The 16,140-nt window shown below is 70.6% G+C and carries 13 protein-coding genes and 1 pseudogene; 9 read left to right on the top strand and 5 right to left on the bottom strand.

Going from position 1 to position 16,140, the window contains the following annotated elements; translation table 11 throughout:
- Nucleotides 1-120 precede the first annotated feature (120 nt).
- A complete protein-coding gene (locus F9278_RS09870) occupies nt 121-1,422 on the bottom strand; it encodes an ABC transporter substrate-binding protein (protein ID WP_152167966.1) in 1,302 nt (433 codons plus the stop codon).
- Nucleotides 1,423-1,520: 98 nt separating this feature from the next.
- Complete coding sequence (locus F9278_RS09875; RefSeq protein ID WP_152167967.1) at nt 1,521-2,915, bottom strand: ABC transporter substrate-binding protein; 1,395 nt, start codon at nt 2,913-2,915, stop codon at nt 1,521-1,523.
- 204 nt (nt 2,916-3,119) lie between these two features.
- Between F9278_RS09875 and F9278_RS09880 the strand changes: the two genes are divergently transcribed.
- The 3 genes from F9278_RS09880 to F9278_RS09890 all read left to right on the top strand — a co-directional run bounded on the left by F9278_RS09880 (nt 3,120) and on the right by F9278_RS09890 (nt 5,732).
- The gene (locus F9278_RS09880) at nt 3,120-3,494 is read left to right on the top strand and encodes a response regulator (protein WP_152167968.1); all 375 of its coding nucleotides are present in this window, start codon (nt 3,120-3,122) and stop codon (nt 3,492-3,494) included.
- A gap of 239 nt (nt 3,495-3,733) precedes the next feature.
- Nucleotides 3,734-4,699 (top strand): hypothetical protein, encoded by a 966-nt coding sequence (locus F9278_RS09885; protein WP_152167969.1) that lies wholly within the window; start codon nt 3,734-3,736, stop codon nt 4,697-4,699.
- A 121-nt stretch (nt 4,700-4,820) separates the two neighbouring features.
- Nucleotides 4,821-5,732, top strand: a complete 912-nt coding sequence (locus F9278_RS09890; protein ID WP_152167970.1) for a carbohydrate kinase family protein — start codon at nt 4,821-4,823, stop codon at nt 5,730-5,732.
- 38 nt (nt 5,733-5,770) lie between these two features.
- Here F9278_RS09890 and F9278_RS09895 read toward each other — a convergent pair.
- Together F9278_RS09895 and uvrA are read right to left on the bottom strand one after the other, a co-directional pair.
- Nucleotides 5,771-6,624: pseudogene (locus F9278_RS09895) on the bottom strand (helix-turn-helix domain-containing protein).
- A gap of 239 nt (nt 6,625-6,863) precedes the next feature.
- Nucleotides 6,864-9,860, bottom strand: coding sequence for an excinuclease ABC subunit UvrA (uvrA, locus tag F9278_RS09900; protein ID WP_152167971.1), 2,997 nt, complete (start codon nt 9,858-9,860; stop codon nt 6,864-6,866).
- A gap of 224 nt (nt 9,861-10,084) precedes the next feature.
- Between uvrA and F9278_RS09905 the strand changes: the two genes are divergently transcribed.
- The 5 genes from F9278_RS09905 to F9278_RS09925 all read left to right on the top strand — a co-directional run bounded on the left by F9278_RS09905 (nt 10,085) and on the right by F9278_RS09925 (nt 14,446).
- Nucleotides 10,085-10,813: a maleylpyruvate isomerase family mycothiol-dependent enzyme gene (locus F9278_RS09905; RefSeq protein ID WP_152167972.1), complete on the top strand. Its 729-nt coding sequence runs from the start codon at nt 10,085-10,087 to the stop codon at nt 10,811-10,813.
- A gap of 9 nt (nt 10,814-10,822) precedes the next feature.
- Nucleotides 10,823-11,479: an MBL fold metallo-hydrolase gene (locus tag F9278_RS09910; protein ID WP_152167973.1), complete on the top strand. Its 657-nt coding sequence runs from the start codon at nt 10,823-10,825 to the stop codon at nt 11,477-11,479.
- A gap of 371 nt (nt 11,480-11,850) precedes the next feature.
- Nucleotides 11,851-12,756 carry an ABC transporter substrate-binding protein gene (locus tag F9278_RS09915; protein WP_152167974.1) on the top strand — a complete coding sequence of 302 codons (906 nt, stop codon included), beginning with the start codon at nt 11,851-11,853 and terminating at the stop codon, nt 12,754-12,756.
- A complete protein-coding gene (locus tag F9278_RS09920; protein ID WP_152167975.1) occupies nt 12,753-13,670 on the top strand; it encodes an amino acid ABC transporter permease in 918 nt (305 codons plus the stop codon). Before F9278_RS09915 ends, F9278_RS09920 begins: the two co-directional genes overlap by 4 nt.
- On the top strand, nt 13,667-14,446 hold the full coding sequence (locus tag F9278_RS09925) for an amino acid ABC transporter ATP-binding protein (protein ID WP_193241416.1): 780 nt from the start codon (nt 13,667-13,669) through the stop codon (nt 14,444-14,446). The genes F9278_RS09920 and F9278_RS09925 overlap by 4 nt, the downstream gene beginning before the upstream one ends.
- 25 nt (nt 14,447-14,471) lie before the next feature.
- Here F9278_RS09925 and aroQ read toward each other — a convergent pair whose 3' ends face one another.
- The gene (gene aroQ / locus F9278_RS09930; RefSeq protein ID WP_152167976.1) at nt 14,472-14,945 is read right to left on the bottom strand and encodes a type II 3-dehydroquinate dehydratase; all 474 of its coding nucleotides are present in this window, start codon (nt 14,943-14,945) and stop codon (nt 14,472-14,474) included.
- 100 nt (nt 14,946-15,045) lie between these two features.
- Here aroQ and F9278_RS09935 point away from each other — a divergent pair, with 100 nt between their 5' ends.
- Nucleotides 15,046-16,092, top strand: coding sequence for a S66 family peptidase (locus F9278_RS09935; protein ID WP_152167977.1), 1,047 nt, complete (start codon nt 15,046-15,048; stop codon nt 16,090-16,092).
- Nucleotides 16,093-16,140 lie beyond the last annotated feature (48 nt).

Genomic DNA, 16,140 nt, shown 5'->3' on the forward strand with positions numbered 1-16,140 from the left:
GCGCAGCCGGGCCAGGAACGGGACGCCGTCCGCGGTCGCGGCGCTGCGGCGGAATCGCGTCGTGGAGGGGCGGGGGGCGGGGGCTCGTCCGCGGGACGGTGGGCGGAGCACGGCCGGGCCTCACGGTCCGGTCGGAGGGTAGTGGCCGTGGTCCGCCAGATCCTTGTCGACGGCCCGAACGGCCTCGTCCAGGGCGGGTTTCACGGCGTCCCCCCGCATGATCTTCTCGAACGCCTCGGCGAAGGCCTCGGTGATCGCCGGATAGGCGGGGGTCTGCGGCCGGGGGCGGGCGGTCCCGTTGCGCAGTTGGTCTATGTAGAGACGGCCGGGCACGCCGAGGGCGAACGCGTCGGTCCGTTCGATCGCGGTGCCGGTGGCGGGTATGCCGCCGTTGACGTCGGTCATCCGCAGGATCTCGTCGGGGCGCAGCAGGAAGGACAGGAAGCGCCATACGGCGTCGCCGTCGGCCCGGCCGGCGGGCATGCCCCACTGCCAGGACCCCATCCCGGTGGCGCTGCCCGTGCCGAAGTCGGGCAGCGGCACGATCGTCACATCGCCCGGGTGCGCCTCGCCGAACTCGCGGAACCGCCAGTGGCCGCTCCAGGACACCGGGCTTCTGCCCTTCTGGAAGGCCCCGGAGTCCTTGTTCGCGTCCACGTATCCCGCCTTCGCCCAGTCCTGCAGCGTCGTCAGCGCCTCGACCGACTGCGGGCCGTTGAGCACTCCGTCGGCCGTTCGATAGGTGGAGCGTTCGATCAGGTCGCCGCCCGCCGACCAGACGGCCGGCGCGAACCCGTACGTTCCCCATTCGGTACCGGCCCACGGCAACTGGAGGTCCAGCGGACTCTCGTAGCCCAGGGTGCGCAGCTTCTTCAGGATGCCGGTGAACTCGTCGGCGGTCCAGGCGTCGCCGATGCCCTTCGGAATGCGGACGCCCGCCTTCTTCAGCACCGACGGCCGTACGTACAGGCCGAGTCCGGAGTCGAACGTGCCGAGGCCCCACAGCCTGCCCCGGTAGGTGCCCTGTTCGAGGACGGAGGGGAGCAGGTCCGCGCGCAGGGACTCGGGGACGCAGGAGTCGATCGGGCGGAGGTCGCCGGCCCAGGCGTGGCTGAACAGCTTCGGGGCGTCGAAGTCGAGCAGGTCGGGCAGTTCGCCCTCGGCCGCCGCCGTCCGGACCAGGTCGTCGTACTGGCCCTCCGGGAGGTCGACGAGCCGGACGGTCACCTCGTCCTGGGACGTGTTGAACGCCTGGACCTGGGCGCGCACGGCCTCCGCCTCGCCGCGTGCCGCCGGCTCGTGGAACCACATCGTGATCTGGGCGGGAGCGTCGATCCGCCCGTCACAGGTCGCGTCGGCGGCCCGCCGGGTGTGCTCCCCGTCGTCGCCGCCCGCTTCGCAGCCCGTGAACAGCAGGGCCATGCAGAGCAGGAGTGCCGGCCGGGCACGCCTGGGTGTCCTCGAAGCGCTGAGCCGACCGGGCACCCGGGGAGTGCGTCGCCGGGGTCCGGCCGCGCGGGTCACGGTCCGCTCTTCGGGTAACCGTCGTGGGCGGCGAGATCCTGGTCGATCTCCTCGACCGCCTTGTCCAGCGTCTTCCGGACGGGCGCTCCGGAGAAGACGATGTCGGCGACCGCGTGCGAGAAGGCGACGGTGACCGCCGGATAGGCCGGGGTCTGCGGCCTGGGCCGGGCGGCGCCGCTGCGCAGCTGCTCGATGAACAGCCGCTCCGCTCCGTCCTCGTCGTACAGCGGGGACAGCTTCACCGCCCCCTCCGTCCCCGGGATGGCGCCGTTGGCCTCGCTCATCCTGGCCACCTGCTCCGGCTGCAGCAGGTACTCCAGGAAACGCCACACCGCGTCGCCGTCGGCGCCCCCGGAGGGGATGCCCCACTGCCAGGAACCCATACCGGTGACGGTACCCGTGCCGAAGTCGGGCAGCGGCACGATCGCCACGTCACCGGGGTGCGCCTCGCTGTACTCGCCGTACTTCCAGTGCCCCATCCAGGAGATGGGCGTACGGCCCTTCACGAAGGCGCTCTTGTCCTCCTCCGGGTCCTTGTCGACATAGCCCTCCCGCACCCAGCGCCGCATGGTGGTGAGCGCCTCGACGGACCCGGGGCCGTTGAGGAACCCGTCGGCCGTGCGGAACTCCTCGGGGTCGATGAGGTCGCCGCCCGCCGACCACACGGCCGGTGCGAAGGCGTAGGTGTTCCACTCGTCGGCCAGTTCGGAGTCGGTGAAGTTCAGGTCGAGCGGCGCCTGGTAGCCCTGTGCGCGCAGCTTGCGCAGGATCCCCGTCAGCTCGTCGGCGGTCCAGGCGTCGTCGACGCCCTTCGGGATGCGGACCCCGGCCTTCTTCAGCACCGACGGCCGTACGTACAGGCCGAGCCCGGAGTCGAAGGTGCCGATGCCCCACAGCCGGTCGTCGTAGGTGCCCTGTTCCCGGACCGACGGGAGCAGGTCCTCACGGATCTTCGCGGGCACACAGGAGTCGATCGGCTTGAGGGTGCCGGACCAGGCGTAGCTGTAGAGGTTGGGGCCGTCGAAGTCGAGCAGGTCGGGCAGGTCGCCGCTGGCCGCCGCGGACAGCACGAGTTCGGTGTACGGGCGCTGTTCGGGCAGGGTGACCAGTTCGACCCGTACCTGCTTCTGGGCTCTGTTGAACTCTCTGACCTGGCTCTTCAGCGTGGTCTGCTCACCGCTCTGTCCCGCGTGGAACCACATCGTGATGTGCGCGGTGCCGTCGATCCGCCCGTCGCAGGTGGTGTCTCCCGCCGCCTTGTCCCCCTCGTCGGCCCGGCCCTCACCGTCACCGCCGCTGCACCCGGGCAGGAGCAGCACGGCAGCCGCCACGCCCCACAAAAGGGCACGGCGAACAGGTTGTTTTCCCAGGTCCCGGCGCTGCGTGTTCATCGCACACCCCCACTCGACCGGACGACACGGCCCCCAGGGCAGCGACATGCTACTCCTCGTGTCGCGTTCGATTCCCTCGGTGAGAGTGAACCCGTCGATCCGGCAAAGGACTTCAGCACATTCCGGCTAACGGGAATCCGTCGGCGGGGACACTTTACGGCTAGCCGGAATGTGTGCCCATGACCCCCTTGGGAGGCTGTGACCATGTCCATGCGCTGTCTCATCGTCGATGACAGTGCCCGGTTCCTGGAGGCTGCCCGTACGTTGCTGGAGCGCGACGGGATCCACGTCGTCGGCGTGGCCTCCACAGGCGCGGAGGCGCTGGCACGGGCTGTGGAGTTGGCCCCGGATCTCGTCCTTCTGGACATCGACCTCGACGGCGAGAGCGGGTTGGAGCTGGCGCCGAGGCTCGCGGCGACCGCCGCGTCCGTCATCATCCTCACCTCCACACACCCGCTGGACGACATCCAGGAACTCGTCGCCGCCAGTCCGGCCCGGGGATTTCTGCACAAGTCGAAGCTCTCGGGGCAGGCGCTGCGGGACCTGCTGGGGCCCGATCACGGGTCCCCGGAGCGTTGAGGATCTTGCCGGGGGTGTCCGGCCATGTCTGGCGGCAGGTGTTGTCGGGACTTGGTCAACACGCTTCAATGCGGGGGAACTCGGGGCAGGGAACGCCGTCCTACGGATGTGAAGACGGACGCCCGTCCAGGTCCCCGGAGCTCCCGCGGCCCCAGGCGCCCCGGGCGTCCGCCGGGCGCCCCGACCGGCCCGCGCGGTCCGACCGCCCGTCGCGTTCTCCTCTACAGAAAGGCCCCTGCATGCGGCACGCCACAGAGCACGCGGACGTCGCGGCGGTCACGGACGACTCCGCGGCGGAGCTGGAGTCGGTCCTGCGGGGCGGCCCCTTCCATGTCGCGCTGCGCGCCGCGATCGCCGCCCGCGGGCTCCCGCTGCAGCGTGTGCAGCACCATCTGTCGCGCTACGGGGTCAAGGTCGGTGTCACCAGTCTCAGTTACTGGCAGCAGGGCGCCCGGCGTCCGCAGCGCCCCGAGTCGCTGCGGGCCGTGCGGGCGCTGGAGGAGATACTCCAGCTCCCGGACGAGTCGCTGATCCGGCTGCTCGTCCAGGCCGACGAGGGCCCCGGCCCGGAACGCTCCGCCAGCCGTTCTTACCGCTCGGTCGTGGAGGCCTCCGGCGTCCTGGAACGGCTCCTCGGCGAACTGGGGGTGACGCTCGACGGCGGTGTGCACACCGTCGGCCACCACGAGCGGGTCCGGCTGGGCGCGTGCCGGGAGCTGCTGGGCCGCGAGTCCCAGCAGATCGTGCGCGCCCACAAGGACGGGGTGGACCGCTATGTGGCCGTCCACCACGGCGACCCGGGCTGCGCGCCGGAGCGGATGGCCGTCCGTGCCCTGGAGAACTGCCGCAGCGGCCGGGTGCGCTGGGACCAGGACACCGGGATCCTCGTCGCCGAACTCCTCTTCGACACCCGGCTGCGCAGCGGCGACACGTTCTTCTTCCGCTACGGCTTCGACGACGGCACGGCCGGTGTCTGCACCGAGTACGTCCGCGACTTCCGCTCCACGGGCGGCCAGTACGCCCTTCAGGTCCGCTTCGACGAACGGGCCCTGCCGCTGCGCTGCCACCGCTTCAGCCAGCACTCCGCCGCCGCCCCCCGCAGTGGCCGGCAGACCCTCTCCCTGAGCGCCCTGCACCGCTCGGTCCACCTCGTCGAACCCCGCGTCCGCACGGGGATCGTGGGCATCGGCTGGGATTGGGAGTGAGCGGCCCGGGGGTGCGGGCCGCGGGACTCGGGGGTGCGGGGTCGGCGTCGAGGTGACCGCCCGTCGCGGTCCGCACGCCTTTGCGATACTTTCCGGCCGAGCCCCGAGAAAGGACCGCCTTGTGATCGTCGTCGCCGGTGAAGCCCTGATCGACCTGGTCCCGCAAGGTGCGGGGGCACTCGTGGATCTGCGGCCCGCGCGCGGTGGCGGCCCCTACAACACGGCCGTGGCGCTCGGCCGTCTCGGCTCCCCCACCACCTTCTGCTCCCGGGTGTCGTACGACGGCTATGGCGAGGCCCTGTTGGGCGGCCTGCGCGACGCGGGTGTGGAGGTGGCGTCCGTGCAGCGCGGCCCCGAGCCGACGGCCCTCGCCCTGGCCTCGATCGGCGAGGGAGGCTCCGCCCGGTACTCCTTCTATGTCGAGGGCAGCGCCGACCGGCTGTTCGAGACTCCCGACCGGCTCCCCGCCGGCACCCGGGCCGTCTCCTTCGGCACCTGCTCACTCGTCCTGGAGCCCGGTGCGAGCGCCTATGAGCGGCTGCTGCACGCCGCCTCCGTCCAGGGGGTGTTCACCGCCCTCGACCCCAATGTCCGGCCGGGCCTGATCCCGGACGCGGACGCCTATCGGACCCGTTTCAAGAGTTGGCTGCCCTCGGTGTCGTTGCTCAAGCTCTCCGAGGAGGACGCGGAGTGGCTGGGCGGCACCCCCCGGCTGTGGCTGGACTCCGGCCCCTCCGCCGTCGTCGTCACCCACGGCGGTGACGGTCTGACCGTCCACACCCGGGCCGGCGCGGAGCGCTCCGTACCGGGTGAGAAGGTCGATGTCGTCGACACCATCGGCGCCGGCGACACGGTCAACGCGGCCCTTCTGCACGGTCTCGCGGCCCGGGACGCCCTCTCCGGCGCGGCCCTCACCGCCCTGGGCGCCGACGACTGGACCCGCCTGCTGCGCTTCGCCGCCCACGCCGCGGCGATCACCTGCTCCCGGGCGGGCGCGGAGCCGCCGTACGCGGCGGAGATGGGTGAGTTCTAGGCCGCCTCGCGCGGGATCCCCCTCGCGCTCACGCGCGGTCAGCCCCCGACGGCCCGCAGGGCGCCCGGTCTGCGGCCGTTGAGGTGGTCGAGGGCGGTGGCCGTGGTCTCGTCGGCCGGGAGGTGGACCATGAGGCGGTGACCGTCGTCGGGCAGGGCGAGCGTCTCGTACGACAGGCGCAGCCGTCCCGCCTCCGGGTGCTCGACGAGATCCGTGCCGTTGCGCAGCGGCATGGCCGGTACGCCCTTCAGCCGCAGGGTGAACCGTGCTCCCGCGGTGACCGTCAACTCATCAGTCAGGGCGGCGACATGCGGGTCGTGCGGCAGGGCCTCGTGCCGCAGATGGGCGACCTGCTCGTCGGCGAGCCGCTCCCAGCCCGGGTAGACGTGCGGGCCCGCTCGTCGGTGAACAGATACCGCAGGACGTTGGGCGGGGTGCCGTCGAGCAGTCCGAGCGGCCGGGCGAACCGCTCGTAGCCGGAGGTGTGGGCCACGATGTCGCCGAGCCGGTCGAGCAGCACGGCCGGGGTGGGCTCCAGCCGGTCGAGGAGGGCCCGCACGGTGGGCCGTACGGTGCGGGCCGGTGGGGCGGGCGCCGGGCAGGGTGTCTTCTCGTCGCCGCTCTCCTTGGCGAGTCGGCGCAGCAGGTCGCGGTCGGGCACGCGCAGGCACAACGCGTCCGCGAGGGCGCCGAGCACCTGGGACGAGGGGGTGCGGTCGCGCCCCTGTTCCAGTCGGGTGAGGTACTCGACGCTGATCCCGGCGAGGGTGGCCAGCTCGGCGCGGCGCAGGCCGGGTGCGCGGCGGCGGGGGCCGGTGGGCAGCCCCGCCTCGGCCGGGGTGATGGCTTCGCGGCGGCTGCGCAGGAAGGCGGCCAACTCGTTGTCGCTCACGGGTCGAACGTACAGGGTGTGCCGCCGCCGAGGGTGGCCCTCGCACCGCCACTCTCGGCCTTGCTTCTCGATGTTGTTGTCAAGGTGCGACCGGACACGCGGTGCGTCGAACCCGGGAAACAGGGGGTCGATCACTGCGGGGCCGGGGCGGCTGTTTGATGAACGACCGATGGCCCGCGGGGAGTTCCCGCGGGCCACCGGCTTTTTCTGGATTTGGCGGGATCTTCCGCCCGAGCGTCTCAGGCCTTGCGGGTCCGTGTGGTCTTCTTGGCGGGTGCGGCCTTCTTCGCGGTCGCTCTGGCGGCGACCGTCTTCTTCGCCGTCGTCCCGGCGGCGACCGCCTTCTTCGCCACGGTCTTGCGCGGGGCCTTCACCGAGGACGCGTCGCTGATCCGGTCGGCGCCGAGGATCTCCCGCAGGAACTTGCCCGTGTGGCTGGCCGGAACCCCGGCAACCTGCTCCGGCGTGCCCTCGGCGATGACCAGGCCACCGCCGGCGCCGCCTTCCGGCCCCATGTCCACGACCCAGTCGGCGGTCTTGACGACATCGAGGTTGTGCTCGATGACGATGACCGTGTTGCCCTTGTCGACCAGGCCGGACAGCACCGTGAGGAGCTTGCTGATGTCCTCGAAGTGGAGACCGGTGGTCGGCTCGTCCAGGACGTAGACCGTGCGTCCGGTGGAGCGGCGCTGCAACTCGCTGGCGAGCTTGACGCGCTGTGCCTCACCGCCGGAAAGGGTGGTCGCGGACTGGCCGAGCCGGACATAGCCGAGGCCGACGTCCTTCAGTGTCCTGAGGTGGCGGGCGATCGCGGGGACGGCCTCGAAGAAGTCCGTGGCCTCCTCGATCGGCATGTTCAGCACATCGGCGATGGACTTGCCCTTGTAGTGGACCTCCAGGGTCTCCCGGTTGTACCGGGCGCCGTGGCAGACCTCGCACGGGACATAGACGTCCGGGAGGAAGTTCATCTCGATCTTGATGGTGCCGTCGCCCGCGCAGTTCTCGCATCGGCCGCCCTTGACGTTGAAGGAGAAGCGGCCGGGCAGATAGCCGCGGACCTTCGCCTCGGTGGTCTCGGCGAACAGCTTGCGGACGTGGTCGAAGACTCCGGTGTACGTGGCCGGGTTGGACCGGGGGGTGCGGCCGATCGGCGACTGGTCGACGTGGACGACCTTGTCGACGAGGTCGTCGCCGTCCACGCGCGTGTGCCGCCCGGGGACGCTCCTCGCGCCGTTCAGCTCGCGGGCCAGGTGCGTGTACAGGATGTCGTTGACCAGTGTGGACTTGCCGGAGCCGGAGACACCGGTGACGGCGGTGAAGACGCCCAGCGGGAAGGACACGTCGATGTCCTGGAGGTTGTTCTCCCGGGCGCCGTGCACGGTGAGTCGTCTGTTGGGGTCGAGCGGGCGGCGGATGTCGGGCAGCGGGATGGCCTTGCGGCCCGAAAGGTACTGCCCGGTCTGCGACTCGGTGTTGTCGAGCAGCTCCTTCAGGGAGCCGCTGTGCACGACCTTGCCGCCGTGCTCACCGGCGCCGGGGCCGATGTCGACGATCCAGTCGGCCATCTTGATGGTGTCCTCGTCGTGCTCGACGACGATGAGCGTGTTGCCCATGTCGCGCAGCCGGACGAGGGTCTCGATGAGCCGGTGGTTGTCGCGCTGGTGCAGCCCGATGGAGGGCTCGTCGAGGACGTACAGGACGCCGACGAGGCCGGAGCCGATCTGGGTGGCCAGGCGGATGCGCTGGGCCTCGCCGCCGGAGAGCGTGCCGGCCGCGCGGTTCAGCGAGAGGTAGTCGAGGCCGACGTCGACCAGGAACCGCAGCCGTTCGTTGACCTCCTTCAGCACCCGCTCGGCGATCTTCTTGTCGCGGGCATCGAGCCTCAGCTCGCCCAGGAAGTCCGCGCAGTCGCTGATGGACATGGCGGAGACCTCGGCGATCGACTTCTCCATGACCGTGACCGCGAGGACGATCGGCTTCAGGCGGGTGCCCTCACAGGTCGGGCAGGGCACCTCGCGCATATAGCCCTCGAAGCGCTCCCGACTGGCATCGCTCTCGGCTTCGCCGTGCCGCCGCTTCACGAAGGGGACAGCGCCCTCGAAGGCCGTGGTGTACGCGCGCTCGCGGCCGTACCGGTTGCGGTAGCGCACCTCGATCTGCGTCTTGTGGCCGTACAGCAGGGCCTTCCTCGCGCGCTGCGGAAGACCGGCGAAGGGGATGTCGGTCCGGAATCCCAACGCGTCCGCGAGGGCGCCGATGAGGCGGCCGAAGTAGTCCTTGGTGTGTCCGTGCGACCAGGGGTGGATGGCGCCCTCGTCGAGCGACTTGTCCTCGTCCGGGACGATCAGCTCGGGGTCGACCTCCATGCGCGTGCCGATGCCGGAGCAGTCGGGGCATGCGCCGAAGGGCGAGTTGAAGGAGAAGGAGCGGGGCTCAAGCTCCTCGAAGGACAGGTCGTCGTACGGGCAGTACAGATGCTCCGAGAACATGCGCTCACGCTCGGGGTCGTCCTCGGGGAGGTCGACGAAGTCCAGCACGACCATGCCGCCGGAGAGGCCGAGGGCGGTCTCCACGGAGTCGGTGAGACGACGCTTGGCGGAGTCCTTCACCGTGAGGCGGTCGACGACCACCTCGATGGTGTGCTTCTCCTGCTTCTTCAGGGTGGGCGGGTTGGAGAGCTGGACGGTCTCGCCGTCCACCCGCGCGCGGCTGTATCCCTTGGTCTGGAGGTCCACGAAGAGGTCGACGAACTCGCCCTTGCGCTCCCGCACCAGCGGCGACAGGACCTGGAAGCGGCTCCCCTCCGGCAGCTCCAGCACCCGGTCGACGATGGCCTGCGGCGACTGGCGGGTGATCGGGCGGCCGCACTCGGGGCAGTGCGGCTTGCCGATGCGCGCGAAGAGCAGTCGCAGGTAGTCGTAGACCTCGGTGATCGTGCCGACCGTCGAGCGCGGGTTGCGCGAGGTCGACTTCTGGTCGATGGAGACCGCCGGGGAGAGGCCCTCGATGAAGTCGACGTCCGGCTTGTCCATCTGGCCGAGGAACTGCCGGGCGTAGGAGGAGAGCGACTCGACGTACCGGCGCTGCCCCTCGGCGAAGATGGTGTCGAAGGCCAGCGAGGACTTGCCCGACCCCGACAGGCCCGTGAAGACGATGAGCGAGTCGCGTGGCAGGTCGAGCGAGACGTTCTTCAGGTTGTGCTCGCGCGCGCCACGGACGATGAGACGGTCGGCCACGCCGGTCCGCACCTTTCTTGAGTGAGGTGACAGGGGCCGGAGCCCCCGTCCTCCACAGACTAGGGGGAGCCACTGACAGCGCCGGTCCTGTTTCCCCGTTCCACAACAATCCCGGGCCTTCCAGCATGCCCGACGCCGCACCCGACCATATAGCACGTGCATTCGATTTGCGGGCCGGGCCGGACACCTTCACCCGAAGGTGTGGCGGGGCTAAGGTCGCCGTCATGATGGATCACGCGCGTGACCTGGCCTCTGTATGCGAAGCGACGGACCGGCTACTCACCGCGGTCGCCGCACTGGACAACGCCGATGTGACCCAGCCGTCACGGCTGCCCGGCTGGACCCGCGGTCATGTCCTCGCCCACCTCGCCCGCAACGCGGACGCCCTCGTGAACGTCTTCGAGGGCCGCCCCATGTACGTCTCCGGCGAGGCCCGGGACGCCGACATCGAGCGGGACGCGCCGCGCCCCCTGAAGACCCAGCTCACCGACGTACGCGACAGCGCGAACCGCTTCCAGGACACCGCCTCGCTCTCCCAGGACTGGTCCCGCACGGTCGAGCTGCGCAACGGGGTCCTCGATACCGCGGCCTGGCTGCCCTTCCGGCGGTGGATCGAGGTGGAGCTCCACCACGTGGATCTGGGGACCGGGCACGACCTGGAGGATCTGTCCGAGGAATTCACGCAGCGCGAGATCAACTTCCTCGCCCACCGGTTCTCCAAGCACCCCGACGTCCCCGCTCTGACGATCAAGCAGGACGACGGGCGCCTGCTTCTCACGGGAGCGGTCGAAGGCGTTACGGCCGAACAGCTCGACAGCGACTACAGGCCACCGCTTCCCGATCTCACGGTCAGCGGCCGGCAGGCCGACCTCCTCGGCTGGCTCGCCGGCCGCCGCGACGGCTCCGCACTGCACGTCGAAGGAGGCGCACTCCCCTCCCTGCCCCCGCTATAGGCTGCCCCCATGACGTACAGCGGAGCGGTGAGGGTCGGCGGTCCCGCGGATGTGCACGAGCTGCGGGATCTGATGATCTCCAAGGTCGCGGTGGGCCCGATGGACAACAACGCGTATCTGCTGCGCTGCCGGGCCACCGACGAGCAGCTGCTGATCGACGCCGCGAACGACGCCGGCACACTGCTCACCCTCATCGGTGACGACGGGATCGCGTCCGTCGTCACCACGCATCAGCACGGCGACCACTGGCAGGCGCTCGCCGAGGTCGTGGCGGCCACCGGCGCCCGTACGTACGCGGGCCGGGACGACGCCGAGGGCATCCCGGTGGCGACCGATGTCCCCGTCGGCGACGGGGACACGATCCGGGTGGGGCGCGTGGAGCTGACCGCGCGCCACCTGGTGGGCCACACGCCGGGGTCGATCGCCCTGGTCTACGACGACCCGCACGGGCATCCGCATGTGTTCACCGGGGACTGCCTCTTCCCGGGCGGGGTGGGCAACACCCGCAAGGACCCCGAGGCGTTCGCGAGCCTGATCCACGACGTGGAGACGAAGATCTTCGACGCCCTGCCCGACGAGACCTGGGTCTACCCGGGGCACGGCAACGACACCACGCTCGGCGCCGAGCGTCCGCAGCTGCCGGAGTGGCGCGCACGGGGCTGGTGAACTCCCCCGTTCCGTACGGCAGTTGGTGAAGCGACCGACAGGGGGCGCGAGCGCCCTCTCACGCGCCCCGTGTGAATCGAACGCACGCGCCGGTGTCTCGCGCGCGCTCCCCGCGCACGTCGTGGCGTAGTCCACTGGAGGCAGGTCCGCACGGGATGACGGCTCCCGTGTGGATGGGCCGCCGGCCTGTCAGTCCCCGCCCTCGGCCGGCGGCCCCGCCCGAACATTCGCAGGACTCCGACGCCGAGCGTTCACATGACCGCGCATTCACATGACTGCCCGTTCACATGACTGCAGCACGTGTTCCCAGGATTCGGACAATTGCCCATGTGACCTCGACAAACAGGACGTCGCGCTGTCAATCTCACGCCATGCGTCCTGTCCTGCGCGCCCCGCGCTCCTCGCGCCGTGCCGCCTCCGCCGCCATAGCCGCCCTGCTCGCCGCCGTCGCGGTGGGCTGCGCCCCGCAGCCGGAGGAGGACGCCTCCGGCTCGGCCTCCGCGTCCGCCTCGGCGTCCGGGGCCTCCTGCGCCAAGGGCGAGTTGGGCACGAAGACCTCCGGCAAGCTGACGATCGCCACCGACCAGCCGGCGTACGAGCCCTGGTTCAAGGACGACGACCCGAAGAACGGCGAGGGCTTCGAGTCGGCGGTCGCGTATGCCGTGGCGAAGCAGCTCGGCTACGACAAGGCGGACGTCGTCTGGCAGAGCGTGCCCTTCAACAAGGCGTTCGCGCCGGGTGCGAAGACCTTCGACTTCGACGTCAACCAGGTGTCGATCAGCGACGAGCGCAAGAAGGCCGTGGACTTCTCGTCGGGCTACTACGACGTGCGTCAGGCCGTCGTCGCGCTGAAGGACTCCCCCGCCGCGAAGGCCACGAGCATCGCCGACCTGAGGAAGCTGCATCTGGGCGCCCAGGTCGGCACCACCAGCCTGGACTACATCGACGACGTGGTGAAGCCGACCCAGGACGCCGCCGCGTACGCGAAGAACGACCAGGCCAAGTCCGCGCTGAAGAACGGCCAGATCGACGCGATCGTGCTCGACCTGCCGACCGCGTTCTACGTCACGGCGGCCGAGGTGACGGACGCGAAGATCGTCGGGCAGTTCGAGAACCAGGGCGGCACGCCCGAACAGTTCGGACTCGTCCTCGACAAGGGCAGCGCCCTCACGTCCTGCGTGACGACCGCCGTGGACGCCCTGCGCGCGGACGGCACACTGGCGAAGATCGAGCAGGAGTGGCTCTCCGACGCCGTCGACGCGCCGGTGCTCAAGTGACGGTCGTGAAGGAGGAGCCCGGCCGGGAGGACGCGGACGGCGACGGTGGAACGCCCGACGCGGACGACGGCTACGTCCCCTCGCGGCGCCGGCTCGACCGGGAGCGCTACAAGCGCGACCGGGCCCGCCGCGCCACCGCCGTCGCCGCCCTGTCGACCCTGGTCACGGCCGTCGTCCTCTATCTGGTCGTGGTCAACGCGCCCGGGTGGCCGCGCACCAAGGAGACGTTCTTCAGCGCGGAGTACGCGCGCGAGGCGTTCCCCAAGGTCCTCGAAGGGCTGTGGCTCAACGTACGGCTGCTGCTGATCTGCGGTGTCGCCGTGCTCGTCCTCGGCATGCTGATCGCGATCGCGCGCACCCTGCGGGGCCCGGTGTTCTTCCCGCTGCGGGCGCTGGCCGCCGCGTACACCGACTTCTTCCGCGGGCTGCCGCTGATCATCAATCTGATGATCGTGGTACTGGGCGTCCCGGCGCTCCGGCTCCAGGGTGTGACCGTCGACCCCGTCCTGCTCGGCGGCACCGCGCTGACACTCACGTACTCGGCGTACGTCGCCGAGGTGTTCCGCGCCGGCATCGAGTCCGTGCACCCCTCGCAGCGCGCGGCGGCCCGCTCGCTGGGCCTCACCAACCGGCAGGCGCTGCGGCACGTCGTGCTCCCCCAGGCGGTACGCCGTCAGGTACCGCCACTCCTCAACGACCTCGTGTCCCTCCAGAAGGACACCGGTCTGGTCTCGATCGGCGGCGCGGTCGACGCCGTACGCGCCGCCGACATCATCGTGGGACGCAGCCTCAACTACACGCCGTACATCGTCGCGGGACTGGTCTTCGTCGCCCTGACCATCCCGATGACCCGCTTCACCGACTGGGTCACGGCCCGGATGGACCGGCAGCGGGCACAGGGAGGGACGACATGAGCGAGACCCCAGAATCCGCGGAGACCGCGGGCGCCCCCGTGCTGCGCATGGAGTCCGTGCGCAAGACCTTCGGCGGTTCGGTCGTACTGCGGGACGTAGACCTGGAGGTCGCGCCGCACACCGTGACCGCCCTCATCGGCGCCTCCGGATCCGGCAAGTCGACACTGCTGCGCTGCGCCAACCTCCTGGAGGACATCGACGACGGAGCGATCTGGCTGGACGGCGAGGAGATCACCGACCCGCGTGTCGACCAGGACGCGGTACGGCGCCGTATCGGCGTGGTCTTCCAGGCGTACAACCTGTTCCCGCACATGACGGTGCTGGACAACATCACGCTCGCGCCGCGCCGGGTGCACGGTGTCGCCCGCGCCGAAGCGGAGGCACGGGCCCATGAACTCCTGGACCGCCTGGGGCTGAACGGGAAGGCGCAGGCCTACCCGGACCGGCTCAGCGGCGGCCAACAGCAGCGCGTGGCGATCGTGCGCGCCCTGGCCGTACGCCCCCGGCTCCTGCTGCTCGACGAGATCACCGCGGCCCTCGACCCGGAGCTGGTCGGCGAGGTCCTGAACGTCGTCCGCGACCTGAAGGCCGACGGTATGACGATGGTCCTGGCCACGCACGAGATGGGCTTCGCCCGTGACGTCGCCGACCGGGTCTGTTTTCTGGACGGAGGTGTCGTGCTGGAACGCGGCACCGCGGATCAGGTCTTCGGCGACCCGCGGCAGGAACGCACGCGGCAGTTCCTGCGACGGATCGTGGAGGCGGGCCGCCTGTAAGGGGCGTGCTCCTGGAGCCCGGTGCTTACGCCTCGGCCTTCCCCGCCCCCGCGAGCGCGGCGACCCGCTCCACGCCGAACACATAGCCCTGCACCCCGCATCCGGCGATGACCCCGTCGGCGCGCAGGGAGACGTAGGAGTGGTGCCGGAACGTCTCCCGCTGGTGGATGTTGGAGATGTGCACCTCCAGCACCGGTAGCCCGTCACAGGTGTTGAGGGCGTCGAGGATGGCCACGGAGGTGTGCGAGTAGGCGCCGGGGTTGATGACGATCCCGCTGTGGTTCAGCCGTGCCTCGTGGATCCAGTCGACCAGTTCGCCCTCGTGGTTGGACTGGCGGAAGTCGACCGTGCCCCCGTGCGTGGCCGCCGCCTTGGCGCACATCGCCTCGACGTCGGCGAGCGTGTCGGAACCGTAGATCTCGGGCTGGCGCTGCCCCAGAAGGTTCAGGTTGGGGCCGTTGAGAATCATGATCGGGGCGTTGGCCAGGCTGCGGGGCACGGTTCCTCCGGTCCGTCGGGGTGGGCGGTCTGTCGGGACCGCCGCTCGACCCCGGTTTATCACGGTGAAACCGCCGGGCAGCAGGCCGTACCCTCCCCGCATGACCCCGCCTTCGTACCCTCCCAAGCCCTCCCCCGGCGACCGTGTGGCCGTCGTCTCGCCCGGCGCCGGTCTGCCAGGTCTGTTCCCACACCCGTTCGAACTGGGCCTGGAGCGGCTGCGTGAGGAGTACGGTCTCGAACCGGTCGAGTACCCGACGACACGGAAGATGGGCACGACGGCGCGGGAACGGGCCGACGACCTGCACGCGGCCTTCGCCGACCCGGACATCAGGGCGGTGTTCGCCTCGATCGGCGGCGACGACCAGATCACCGTGCTGCCGTATCTGGACCGCGAGTTGCTTCGGGCCCACCCCAAGCCGTTCTTCGGCATGAGCGACAACACCAACATGCTGGCATATCTGTACAACACCGGTGTCGTCGGCTACCACGGCGGCACCGTGATGACCTCGCTGGGCAGGTCCGGTGCCATGGCCCCGCCGACCGCGGACTCCCTGCGCGCGGCCCTGTTCACGCCGGGGCCCTACGAACTGCGGCCCGCCGCACGCTTCAACGACATCGACCGCGACTGGGCGGACGCCGCGACCTTCGACGCGGAGCCGGAGACCGTGCCGAGTACCGGATGGACCTGGGTGAACCCCGACCGCGTGGTGGAGGGCCGGAGTTGGGGCGGCTGTCTGGAGATCCTCGGCTGGCTGCTGATGGCCGACCGCGAGGTGCCGCGGGATCTGTCCGTGTTCGACGGCGGTGTGCTCTTCCTGGAGACCTCGGAGGACCTGCCGAGCGGCGAGGAGGTCTTCCGCACCCTGCGGAACATGGGCGAGCGCGGTCTGCTCCGGCGCTTCTCCGCGCTCCTGATGGGCCGCCCCAAGGCCTGGTCGTTCGACCGGCCCAACACCCCCGAGGAAGCGGCCCGTTACACGGCCGGGCAGCGGGAGGCCGTCCTGCTCGCCATGCGGACGTACGCCCCCGACACCACGATCGTCTTCGACGTGGATCTCGGACACACGGATCCGCAACTCGTCGTCCCCTACGGGGGCGTGATCCGGGTGGACGGGCCCGCCCGGCGCATCACCGTGACCTACTGAGGCTCGTTGACGCCTCCCGGACCACATTGACCTCGAACGCGCCTCCGC

It is taken from the genome of Streptomyces phaeolivaceus, from assembly GCF_009184865.1.
GTDB lineage: Bacteria > Actinomycetota > Actinomycetes > Streptomycetales > Streptomycetaceae > Streptomyces > Streptomyces phaeolivaceus.